The organism is bacterium Scap17 (assembly GCA_013376735.1).
Lineage (GTDB): Bacteria > Pseudomonadota > Gammaproteobacteria > Pseudomonadales > Halomonadaceae > Cobetia.
Genome location: VINJ01000001.1, coordinates 2,829,487 through 2,841,288 on the forward strand (window position 1 = coordinate 2,829,487; position 11,802 = coordinate 2,841,288).

10 protein-coding genes are annotated in these 11,802 nt (G+C 63.6%); 6 read left to right on the forward strand and 4 right to left on the reverse strand.

What is annotated here, in order from left to right; all coding sequences use genetic code 11:
* The first annotated feature begins 127 nt into the window (after positions 1-127).
* The gene (locus FLM52_11985; protein NVN56500.1) at positions 128-1,630 is read left to right on the forward strand and encodes a glycerol-3-phosphate dehydrogenase; all 1,503 of its coding nucleotides are present in this window, start codon (positions 128-130) and stop codon (positions 1,628-1,630) included.
* A gap of 104 nt (positions 1,631-1,734) precedes the next feature.
* Here FLM52_11985 and FLM52_11990 read toward each other — a convergent pair whose 3' ends face one another.
* A complete protein-coding gene (locus FLM52_11990; protein NVN56501.1) occupies positions 1,735-3,126 on the reverse strand; it encodes a class II fumarate hydratase in 1,392 nt (463 codons plus the stop codon).
* A 451-nt stretch (positions 3,127-3,577) separates the two neighbouring features.
* On the opposite strand from FLM52_11990, the gene FLM52_11995 reads away from it, so the two are divergent.
* Together FLM52_11995 and nadB are read left to right on the forward strand one after the other, a co-directional pair.
* Complete coding sequence (locus FLM52_11995; GenBank protein ID NVN56502.1) at positions 3,578-4,930, forward strand: FUSC family protein; 1,353 nt, start codon at positions 3,578-3,580, stop codon at positions 4,928-4,930.
* On the forward strand, positions 4,927-6,633 hold the full coding sequence (nadB, locus tag FLM52_12000; GenBank protein ID NVN56503.1) for an L-aspartate oxidase: 1,707 nt from the start codon (positions 4,927-4,929) through the stop codon (positions 6,631-6,633). The genes FLM52_11995 and nadB overlap by 4 nt, the downstream gene beginning before the upstream one ends.
* Before the next feature lie 41 nt (positions 6,634-6,674).
* Here the strand turns inward: nadB and FLM52_12005 are convergent, their stop codons facing one another.
* Together FLM52_12005 and FLM52_12010 are read right to left on the reverse strand one after the other, a co-directional pair.
* Positions 6,675-7,469 (reverse strand): hypothetical protein, encoded by a 795-nt coding sequence (locus FLM52_12005; protein ID NVN56504.1) that lies wholly within the window; start codon positions 7,467-7,469, stop codon positions 6,675-6,677.
* Positions 7,470-7,527: 58 nt separating this feature from the next.
* The gene (locus FLM52_12010; protein ID NVN56505.1) at positions 7,528-7,803 is read right to left on the reverse strand and encodes a succinate dehydrogenase assembly factor 2; all 276 of its coding nucleotides are present in this window, start codon (positions 7,801-7,803) and stop codon (positions 7,528-7,530) included.
* A gap of 269 nt (positions 7,804-8,072) precedes the next feature.
* Between FLM52_12010 and FLM52_12015 the strand changes: the two genes are divergently transcribed.
* From FLM52_12015 to lapB, 3 genes are all read left to right on the forward strand, one after another.
* On the forward strand, positions 8,073-8,369 hold the full coding sequence (locus FLM52_12015) for an integration host factor subunit beta (GenBank protein NVN56506.1): 297 nt from the start codon (positions 8,073-8,075) through the stop codon (positions 8,367-8,369).
* 224 nt (positions 8,370-8,593) lie between these two features.
* Positions 8,594-8,899 carry a LapA family protein gene (locus FLM52_12020; protein ID NVN56507.1) on the forward strand — a complete coding sequence of 102 codons (306 nt, stop codon included), beginning with the start codon at positions 8,594-8,596 and terminating at the stop codon, positions 8,897-8,899.
* Entirely contained in the window at positions 8,900-10,078 is a 1,179-nt protein-coding gene (gene lapB, locus FLM52_12025) for a lipopolysaccharide assembly protein LapB (GenBank protein NVN56508.1), read from the forward strand.
* 149 nt (positions 10,079-10,227) lie between these two features.
* Here the strand turns inward: lapB and FLM52_12030 are convergent, their stop codons facing one another.
* Positions 10,228-11,685 (reverse strand): sodium-dependent transporter, encoded by a 1,458-nt coding sequence (locus FLM52_12030; protein NVN56509.1) that lies wholly within the window; start codon positions 11,683-11,685, stop codon positions 10,228-10,230.
* Between the last annotated feature and the right edge of the window lie 117 nt (positions 11,686-11,802).

The window sequence follows — 11,802 nt, forward strand, 5'->3', positions numbered from 1 at the left end:
CAAGAATCCCCTTGATGTTCGACTTTTGCTAAGCTATGTTCACTTTCGAAAACCCATTATCGCGCACCTTGCCGGTGCAGACTCATTCGCCCCACCCGGTAGCGCCGGGCACGAGCAGGAGCAGCCCATGTCCCGCGACAACGATGCACTTCTTGACCTCTTCATCATCGGCGGCGGCATCAATGGCGCCGGTATCGCCAACGATGCCAGCGGCCGCGGCCTGAGCGTGGCCCTGTGCGAGCAGAACGACCTCGCCAGCGCGACCTCCTCCGCCAGCAGCAAGCTGATCCACGGCGGCCTGCGCTATCTGGAGCACTACGAATTCCGTCTGGTGCGCGAGGCTCTGCAGGAGCGCGAGGTGCTGCTCAAGAAGGCGCCGCATATCATCTGGCCACTGCGCTTCATCCTGCCGCACCAGCCGCATCTGCGTCCGGCGTGGATGATTCGCGCGGGCCTGTTCCTGTATGACCACATCGGCAAGCGCGAGACACTGCCAGCCTCCAAGGGTCTCAAGTTCGGCGAGCAGAGCCCGCTGGTCAGCGAGATCAATCAGGGCTTCGAATACTCGGATTGCTGGGTCGATGATGCTCGTCTGGTCATCACCAATGCGCTGCAGGCGCGCGAGCAAGGCGCCGAGATCATGACGGGCACCCGCTGTGTCGGCGCCCGTGATGTCGAAGGCCACTGGGAGCTGACGCTTGAAGATGTCAGCAGCGGCGAGACCTTCATCCGTCGCGCACGCACCCTGGTGAATGCCGCAGGCCCGTGGGTGGAGTCCTTCATCAAGGGTGCCACCGAACGCACGCCGCGCTATGGCATCCGCATGATCCAGGGCAGCCACCTGATCGTGCCGCGCATCAACACCGATGACCGCGCCTTCATCCTGCAGAACAAGGACAAGCGCATCGTCTTCGTGCTGCCCTATCAGGAAGACTTCAGCCTGATTGGCACCACCGACGTGCGCTACAAGGGCGACCCCTCCGAGGTGGCCTGCTCCAGCGATGAGACCGACTACATGCTCGAGGTGGTCAACCATCACTTCAAGCGCAAGCTCGGCCGCGAGGACGTGGTCTCGACCTTCTCCGGCGTACGCCCGCTGTGTGACGACGAGTCGGCAGACCCCTCCGCGATGACGCGTGATTACACTCTTCACCTGGATGACAGCGGCGCACCGATGCTGTCCATCTTCGGCGGCAAGATCACCACCTATCGCAAGCTGGCCGAATCGGCACTTGAAGACCTCAAGCCGCTGCTGCCGAGCATGGGCAAACCGTGGACCCACGAGAAGGCCCTGCCCGGGGGTGATATCGAGAGCCGCGCAGCCTTCACTCGCCAGCTGCAGCGCGACTACCCGTTCCTCGGCGAAGCACGCGCCCGACGCTTCGCCTCAAGCTACGGCAGCCTGTGCCTGCACTTCCTCGACGGCAAGCAGAGCGAGGCGGACCTGGGCGAGGACTTCGGCGCCGGCCTGAGCGCCGCCGAGATCGACTACCTGGTCGAGCACGAATGGGCGCGTGAGGTGCAGGATGTCGTCTGGCGCCGCACCAAGCTGACGCTGCGCCTGAGCGATGAGCAGAAGACGCGCATCGGCGACTATCTCAAGGAACGCCTGCTGGCACGCGCCGCCTGATGAAAACCGGCTGAGCCAGCAGCGAAAAAAGCCCGCCCCTCCGACAAGGAGGGGCGGGCTTTTCGTTCAGGGACAGGCGGCATTTTAGGTCATGTATTGACGGATTATTGGATACCGCCCGCCGTCAGCTTGGCCGGGTCGAGCAGACGCTCCAGCTCCTCGCGTGACAGCTCCGTCTCTTCCTCGGCCACATCCAGAATCGGACGCCCGGCCTGATAGGCCACCTTGGCCACTCGCGCCGCCTCGTTGTAACCGATCACCGGATTGAGCGCCGTGACCAGAATCGGGTTCTTGGCCAGCGGTGCCTCGATGTTGTCCTGGCGCACGTTGAAGGTGGCAATGGCCTTGTCCGCCAGCAGGCGGCTGACATTGGCACTCAAGGTGATCGAGGACAGCAGGCTGTTGGCGATCAGCGGCAGCATGACATTGAGCTGGAAATTGCCGCTTTGCCCGGCGATGCCGATGGTGGCGTCATTGCCCATCACCTGCGCCGCCACCTGAGCGGCCGCCTCGGGGATCACCGGATTGACCTTGCCCGGCATGATGGAGCTGCCCGGCTGCAGGGCCTCAAGCTCGATCTCGCCCAGCCCTGCCAGCGGGCCGGAATTCATCCAGCGCAGGTCGTTGCTGATCTTCATCATCGCCACGGCGTAGGTACGCAGCTGGCCGGAGAGCTCGACTGCCGTGTCCTGGGAGGACAGCGCCGCGAAGAAGCTCTCGGCGGGACGGAAGGCATGGCCGGTCTGGTGCGAGAGGCGGTCGGCAATGCGCTCGGCGAATTCCGGATGCGCGTTGATACCACTACCCACGGCAGTCCCGCCCTGGGCGAGGCGCTCCAAGCGCGGCAGCACCTGCTCGATGCGCTCGATGGCCTGCCCGACCTGCGCCTGCCAGGCACCCAGCTCCTGGCTCATGCGGATCGGCATTGCGTCCATCAGATGAGTGCGGCCGGTCTTGACGACGTCGTCCACCTCAGAGGCCTTGCGGGAGATCACCTCATGCAGATGGCGCAGCGCCGGCAACAGGGTGTCCGAGACAGCGATGACGGCGGACAGATGAATGGCTGTCGGGATCACATCATTGCTCGACTGCCCCATGTTGACGTGGTCGTTGGCGCCGACGGTCACGTCCTTGTCGCCCAGATGCTGATTGGCAAGTTGCGTCAGCACCTCGTTGACGTTCATGTTGGTCGAGGTGCCGGAACCGGTCTGGAAGACATCGACCGGGAATTGATCAGCATGTTCGCCGTCGATGACCTGGCGCGCCGCCTTGATGATCGCCTCGGCACGCACGTCATCCAGCAGCTCCAGGTCACGGTTGACCTCGGCCGCAGCCAGCTTGATGCGCGCCACGGCGCGAATGAAGGCAGCAGGCAACGGCTGGCCGCTGACGGGGAAGTTATCGACCGCTCGCTGAGTCTGGGCGCCATAGAGTGCGCTGGCCGGCACTTCGAGTTCACCCATGCTGTCGCGTTCACGGCGGGTCTGGCTGCTCATGCTTGTCTCCCTGTGCTGTTGCATATGACGTCGCACCTGGCTGGCGTCACTGATGGGCGGCTGGCAATCATTGATCAATGACCTGATCGCCAGCTTCAGTCCCCTGATGGTCACTTGGGGACGCACAGGATACCAATCAAGCCGCTTGATGGTAGTGATTATCAATAACAATTACACATTCATTGCCTGGCTCCGTCATCCCCCGCCCTGCAACCTTTCAGATGCACGCTTGCAAGATGGCGACTCACCAATCCGCTGTTACGCAAGACGAGGCCTCGGTTACACTGTGCGGCGCCTCTACCATGGCCATGGCTCCTTGACCACGCCTCATGAATCCTGTCGACGGAATGACCGCGAACCTGATGTCCACCTCTTCGCTGCTGAAACCCGCCCTGTGTGCGGTGTGCACCATCCCTCACTTCCTCGTGCCTGTCGGAGGGGAAATCGCGTCATGAAATGGTTCTCGCACAACCCTTACTTCACCTACCTGCACCGCCAGCGCCTGCATATCCTGCGTGTGACCGTCGCCCTGACGCTGTGCTTTTCCATCATCGAACTGTTCGGCCTGCCGCACAGTTCCTGGGCATTGGTCAGCACCGTGATGGTCATGGGCAACCTGCCCCACGTCGGCGGTGTCATCGACAAGGGCTGGCAACGTCTGGTCGGCACTCTGCTTGGCGGCCTGTGGGGCCTGATCCTGATTCTGGTCGCCGAGCCGCTGCCGGGCGTGGTGCCCTTCTGGAGCATCGCCGGCATCGCCCTGGCGCTGAATGCCACCTTCAGCAATCGCTATGGCTACAGCTCGCTGTTGTTCTGCGTCACGCTGCTGATGGTGATCGGTGATGGCAATCATGATATTGGCATCGGGCTGTGGCGTGTCTTCAATGTGGTGCTGGGTACCATGATCAGCATCGTGGTCAGCATGGTGCTGCTGCCCCAGAAGGCGACGGATGTCTTCCGCTTCCTGCTGGCCGACAACCTCGACAAGCTGGCACGCCTCTACCACGGCCATACCAAGGCCGAGCGTGAGGGTGTCAGTGAGGCACTCGCGCTGGTGCGTGCCACCTCGGCACAATTGGTCAAGCAGCGCGGGCTGGTCGATGCCGTCGCTCAGGAAGGCCGCATCAATCGTGCCGACATCGAGGAAATCCTGTCCTTCGAGCGCCGCATGATCTCGACCATCGAGCTGCTGCAGGAAACCCACTGGAACACCCGCGAGGGGCATGAATTCATCGAGGGACTGGATGGTCTGCGCGATGCCCAGCATCGTCTGGCCCGCGCCCTGGGGACCCTGGCTTTCCAGGTGCGCACCGGCCAGAGCATCGAACTGACGGTGACGCCCTTCGACCTGCAACGCTATGCCGATGTCCGCAATGTCGAGAGCCGCAAGGGCCGCGCGCTGTTCAGCCCATCGGGCTATCTGTGGCTCAATCGCGAGCTGGCCCGGCTGACCGAGGCACTGGGCAAGCGTCTGTCGCTGCTGGAACGGCTGCCGAGCCAACGCCTGCAACGCCGACTGCCGGGCCATGGCCTGATCAGTGATGCACGCCGCCTGTTCCTGCCGGAAGACCCGACGCCGGGGGATACGGCAGCCCCCACCAGGCGCGAGAACAGCGCTGGCAGGCAGCACACTCCGGCCAGCAAGGCGCCGGCCAGCAAGGCGCCGGCCAGCAAGGTGCCAGCCAGCAAAGCGACGGCGAGTAATGACAACAGCTGTGATGACACCGTCAGCGATGAGCCAGACCGCCGCGACAGGCGCCAGCCGGACTCGGCCGGCAATGAGACTGCCAGGAAAGACACATGAACTCAGTATCCGGAGTGACTCCCGCAAGCCAGCATGACGTGTTGATCGTCGGTGGCGGCGCGGCAGGTTTGACCCTGGCACTCAGCCTCGCCAATCGCCTGCTGCCCGGCCCGCGCACCCGCCGCGTCACGCTGTTGCGTCCAGCGCGTGAGGCACAGGGCGCCAGCCGCTGGGCGCAGGGCGGTATCGCGGCGGTGCTGGCGCCCGAGGACGATGTGGAGTCCCATGTCGCTGACACCCTGATTGCCGGCGATGGCCTGTGCAACGAGCGCGCGGTGCGCTTCACCGTCGGCCACTCGCGGGAGGCCATCGAATGGCTGATCGCGCTCGGCGTGCCCTTCACCCCGGCCGACGCCGACGCCAGCTACCCCTTCCACCTTACCCGCGAAGGGGGGCATGGCCGCCGCCGCATCATCCACGCCGCCGACGCCACCGGGCGAGCGCTGCTCGATACGCTCAGCGCCCACGTCGAAGCTCACCCGAACATCGAGATTCTCGAAGACCTGCTGGCCGTCGACATCGCGGTCAACGCTGGCCGCGCCAGTGGTCTGTGGGTGATGGACGGCACGGGCCAGCGCCAATGGCTGGCGGCCAATGACCTGGTACTGGCCACCGGCGGCGCCAGCGGGCTGTTCGCCCACGCCACCAGCCCGAGCGCCAGTGTCGGTGACGGCATGGCGATGGCGACCCGCGCCGGCGCCAGCCTGATGAACCTGGAGTTCCAGCAGTTTCATCCCACCTGCCTGTATGATCCCGATGGCACGCCCTTTTTGATCTCCGAGGCGGTGCGGGGCGAAGGGGGGCTGCTGCTGCGCCCGGATGGGCATCGCTTCATGGCCGATCATGATCCGCGCCTGGAGCTGGCGCCGCGTGATGTCGTGGCACGCGCCATCCTCACCGAGATGCGCACGCACGGTCTCGAGCATGTCTGTCTGGACATCAGCGCGCTGGGCGCCGAGGCGATCGAGCACCATTTCCCGACCATCGCCGAGCACTGCCTGGCGCGCGGGATCGATATTCGTCATGCTCCGATACCCGTCGTCCCTGCCGCCCACTACAGCTGCGGCGGCATCGCCACCGGGCTGGATGGCGAAAGCGACCTGCCGGGGCTCTGGGCCATCGGCGAAGTCGCCTGCACGGGCCTGCACGGCGCCAATCGCATGGCCAGCAACTCGCTGCTCGAATGCCTGGTGCAGGCGCGCGCCTGTGGTGAAGCACTTGGGCAACTCCACCGCGCCGACGAGCCACGCCTGACGAGCACGCTCGACTCGCTGATGCCGCAACACGCCGCCCTGCTCACACAGCTTGCCGACAATGGTCAGGTCTGGCGCTGCGTGATGCGTTTGAGCGCGGACGAGGCACGCACGCGCCTGCACAGCTTGCGCCAGCTGATGAGTCTGCAAGCGGGAATCGAGCGCAGCCAGCACGGCCTGAGGGAGGCGTTGGAGCAGATAACACAGTGGGTATCGCTTGAGACGGGACAGGCGGCGGAGAGCGAGCAGCACAGGCAAGCTTCAGCGCCGCGGGCAGGGCTCGATCATCTTGCGCTCTATCAGGCCTTGACGCTGGCACCGCTGCTGCTGCTCAGCGCCCATCAACGTCATGAGTCACGCGGCCTGCACTTCATTCGCGACTTCCCGATGCCGGCGTCGCGCGCCCGCGATAGCGTCATACGCCTCTCGGCCTTTGCGGCCGCGACCTGAGCGGCTCATGCGAAGGACCATGAAAAGGCCCATGAGCAGGCTCAGCGTGGATGAGCCCCTTGGGCTGCGACGCGCCGCAGGGTCTCCAATGGCGGCGGCTGACGCGGCAAGCCATGTGGCAAGGGTGGCCACAGCAGCCACAGGCGCAGCTGGTGAAGGTCTTCGCTGGAAGCACTATCCGGCCACAGCCATACCCGCTGGGTTTTCAGGGGCTGCTGGTCCGCGCCCTGCTGTCTCAAGCCCGGCTGACTCAACCCCGGCGGCCTCAAACCCTGGGCCCCCATCCCCGGTGGCCCAACACCCTGCGGCGAGATCTCGAGCCCGATCAGGCGCGGTGAGCACCATAGACAGCGCACATTGACGGGCTGCCAGCTGCGTGAGGCGCCATCGGCCCACCACCAGCAGAGCTGCATCTCCGGGTGACGACGGCGCGCATCTGAGACAGGCGGGGTGTCACTGGCTCCGGTCTCGGCTTCGCTTTCTGCTTCGGACTTGGCTTCAGCCTCGTGCTCCGGCACTGGCGCCTGGCCACCGCTGGCAAGCGTCGCATCGGCGCAGAGGCTGCCCCCCAGGGCCAGCCAGACTCGCGCCTCGGGGTCCTTGAGACGCCGCCGAGCCTGGCGCCACCACGCCACCAGCTCGCCAGCCTGCAACAGCCAGCCCAGCCCCATCACGGCCAGCAGCGCCATGATGCCATCTGGCAGCTGAGCGAGCCCCTCAAACGCACAATGCCCCGCCTCGAGAGGCAGGGCATTGCGAAGATATTGCCACTGACAGGTCCACCAGGTACTGACAATGAACTGGCCAGTCGCCAGCTCGGCAAGCCAGACCCACAAGGCGAGACTCGCCGCCAACAGCCCGACACGCAGGCTGGCGTGGGTCGCGAACGCCTGCCTAGAGGCCCTTGAACTGATCGCGCTCGCCATTCTCGGCATTGGCGATCACCATGTTGATCAGGCGCTGGTATTCGGCATTACCGCACGGGTCGCGCTTCATCAGCCACACGAAGAGATCCTGATCCTCTTCGGCCAGCAGCTGCACATAGAGCGCCTTGTCATCTTCGCTCAAGGCGTCGAAACGCTGCTCCAGAAACGGCAGCAGCAGCAGATCGAGCTCCCACATGCCGCGACGCGAATGCCAATGCAGCCGCTTGCGAATCACATCTTCCATTGCCTGAACCTCAGTCGTCACATCAATGCGCGCAGTATACCCGAGGGGGGCGTCAGCGGCATCCGTTGACCCGTTGCTCGGGCAGGAATTGGCAATCCGTGCCGTGATCGGCAATGATGTCCCTAGTGCGTTGTTTTCTCAGGATTTGCCCATTATGCTGAGGAGATAACAATCACAAGGATGCGTGTGCCTGTCCGGTGACAAGAGGTCGCCCGGCTGACGCATCACGAACGCCTTTCACGAGAAAGGTGCAGGCATGGAGAGATCCGATGACCAAGTCCGAGCTGATCGAACAGATAGCCATGCGACAGCCTGAGTTGTCGCTCAAGGATGTAGAGGCCGCGGTTCGCATCATCCTCGATGATGTGACAGACGCCCTAGCCCACGGCGGTCGCGTCGAGATTCGCGGTTTCGGCAGCTTCTCGCTGCACTACCGTGAGCCACGACTGGGGCGCAATCCCAAGACCGGCGAGCCTGTGGATCTGGATGGCAAGTTCGTCCCCCACTTCAAGCCCGGCAAGGAGCTGCGCGAGCAGGTCGATGCCAGTCGCGCCTTGGGGTATTGACCACAGTGATGATGACGATGCGACTGACTGACAGCGCTGACCGTAGATGAATACCCGGCGTGACGGGGCTGGCGGGTTCAGTGCCGGCCGAAACCCGCTCAAGCCCTGATGCCAGAGACGACAGCCACCCACCTCACGGCGTCGCCGCCAAGACTCGCGCGATGGGCAGTGATACACTCGCTCCCAGATGATTCACGACTGCATTTCATGACAAGGAAACCGTTATGCGTTGGCTAAAAGGTCTCGTTCTGGCCGTGATCCTGCTGATCGTCCTGCTGGTCGGTATTCTGTTTGCCGTTCACAACCAGCAAGCCGTGCCTCTCGACCTCATCTGGGTAGAGCTGCCTGCTGCGTCCCTTTCCATGTGGCTGCTGTTCTCGCTGGCCGTCGGCGTCGTGCTTGGCATGGTCGCGATGACCGGCATGTACCTGCGCCTGCGCACGCTGTTGACCCGTGCCCAGCGTCGCAACCAGCAGCAACGCAAGGAACTGGACCAACTGCGCATCCAGGAGATCAAGGAAGTGGCATAAATGCCTGATCTGATATTGCTGGGATTGCTGATGGCGGCCATCGCCATCGGATTCTGGCTGGGGCGGCGTGATCGTCGCCCCGATGAACAAGCACCGGCTCCTGCCACCCTGTCCCGCGACTACTTCGTCGGCCTCAATCATCTGCTCAACGAGCAGCCTGATCGTGCCATCGAAACCTTCGTTCAGGCCCTGGAAGTCAACAGCGACACCGTCGATACCCACATCGCGCTGGGCAATCTCTATCGCAGTCGCGGCGAAGTCGATCGTGCCGTCAAGATTCACCAGAACCTGCTGGCCCGCCCTGCCCTGGATAGCGAACAGAGTGAGCGTGTCCAGCTGGAACTGGCCCGCGACTTCATGCGCAGCGGTGTCTATGACCGCGCCGAGAAACTGCTGGAAACCCTCCTCAAGCAAGCACAGCACGACAGTCATCGGCGTGCCGGCCGCCGCCTGTTGATCGACCTCCTCGAGCGGGAGCGCGAGTGGGAGGCCGCACTCGAAGTCGCTCACGCCATTCTGCGTCAGGAAGGCGGCATCCGCCGCGCGGCGGCCCATTGGCACTGCGAACTGGCCGCGCTGGATATCGCCGAAGGCAGCCAGGCGATGGCCCGCAAGCGGCTAAAGCAGGCGCTTTCCACTGACGAGAAATGCGTACGCGCCAACTGGATGCTGGCCGAGATCGAATTCGATCATGCCAACTACAAACAGTGCATCCGCCTGCTGCAGCGCATTCCACGTCAGGACACCGGCTTCACCCCCATCATCCTCGAGCCACTGGGCAACGCCTTTCGCATGCTGGATGACGAGAGCGGCCTGGTGCGCCTGCTACATCAGGAAGTCGAGCGCGCGCCCTACACCACGACGGTCATCAGCCTTGCGCAATTGATCGAGCGCCGCGAGGGTGTTGAGGCCGCTGCCAGCTTCGCCAGCGAGCAGCTGCATCGTCACCCCAGCCTGCGTGGCGTCGACTACCTGCTCGATCTCTACCTGCTGGATGCCGACGAGCGCGAGACCGAGCGTTTCAATCTGCTCAAGCGCCATACCCAGCAGCTGATCCAGGCGCGTCCTCGCCATCGCTGTCATCGTTGCGGCTTCGAAGCCTCGATGCTGCTCTGGCAATGTCCGAAGTGCCGCCACTGGGGCACGGTCAAGCCGATCACCGGTCTGGAAGGCGAGTGACGGCGCCAGCTGGCACACAGATACCAGCAGATAGCCCACAGACACCAGAACGAAAAGCCCCCTGCAGCATGCTGCAGGGGGCTTTTTCATGCCGCTTTCATGGCTTCCGGGCTGGCGCTTTCGAGCTGACGCCATCGATCACATCAGCCCTATTCGGTGGCACGCTCGCGCAGGCGCGGCGAGAGCAGTTCGCCCACGAGACAGGCTGCCAGGATGACGGCCACGAAATACGGCCAGTCGCCGAATGACAGCTCTACGACACCCAGGGCATCGATGAAGATCGCCAGGATGCAGACCGGGCTGACATAGCGAATCATGAACAGCCACAGACGATAGCCGGCATCACTCAGATTCAGCTCATCACGCAGCATGCTGCTCTTGAAGACGAACCCGGCCAGCAGCGCCATGGCGATGCCACCGATCGGCATCATCCAGCGCGAGGTCAGGTAATCGAGCCAGTCGAAGAAGTGCTTGCCGGCCAGCGTCCAGTCCGCGCCGAGATTGAACGACAGCATCGCGAACATCGCCACCAGCCACAGCACGCTGCCAGCCAGCCACGAGGCCTTGGTGCGGCTCATGTTGCGGCTCTCGCTCAGCCAGGCGACGGTCGCCTCGATCATCGAGATGGCGGAGGTCAGGGCGGCGATCGAGAGCATGGCGAAGAACAGCACCCCGAACAGCTGCCCGAAGGGCATCTGATTGAAGGCCACCGGCAGGCTCATGAAGATCAGCCCCGGCCCGGAGGACGGGTTCATGCCATTGGCGAAGATGATCGGAAAGATCGCCAGGCCCGCCATCAGTGCCACCAGGGTATCGGCGATCGCCACCGTGAAGGTGGTACGGGCGATGGAGGTGCCCGACGGCAGGTAGGAGCCGTAGGTGAGGATGGCGCCGGAGGCCAGTGACAGGGTAAAGAAGGCATGTCCCAGCGCGGCCAGCACCCCTTCGCTGCTCAAGCGCGTGACATCGAAATCGAACAGGAAGTGGAAGCCTGCCGAGAAGTTGCCCGAGGTCAGGGCGTAGCCGATCATGATCAGCAGCATGATCACCATGCCCGGCATCATCCAGCGCACACTCTTCTCGACGCCTTCCTGCACCCCGCGCCCGACGATCAGCATCGTCACCACCGTCACCAGCGTGGCCCAGCCGCCCAGTGCCCAGGGATTGGCGTTGCCGGCCTCGAAGATGGCACCCAGCTCCGCGACGCTGTGTCCGGACAGCGCACCACTGGCCATCTTCCACAGGTAGCTGAACGACCACCCCGCGACCACGACATAGAACGACAGGATCATGAAGCCGGCCAGCATCGCGATCCAACCGAAGACCTTCCACAACGGACTGGCCCCCGCTTCACGTGCCAGATTGGCAATCGCCTCGATGGGGCTGCCGCGCCCCCGCCGCCCGAAGGAAATCTCCGCCATCATCACGGGTACGCCCACGGCGAGAATGCAGGCCAGATACACCAGCACAAAGGCACCCCCGCCATACTCACCGGTGATATAGGGAAACTTCCAGATATTGCCCAGCCCTACTGCGGAACCGGTAGCTGCAAGGATGAAGCCCCAGCGACTGATCCAGAGATTCTTGGGTTGCTGTCTTGCCGTCATGGAATACCTTACAAGTTATTGTTGTGAGCCAGTGGTGATCGACGCAACGCCTGGCCGTCTTGGGTGCTCACACAGTCCATTTTACTGATATGAAGCGTGTTCGTCCGCGATTCCCAT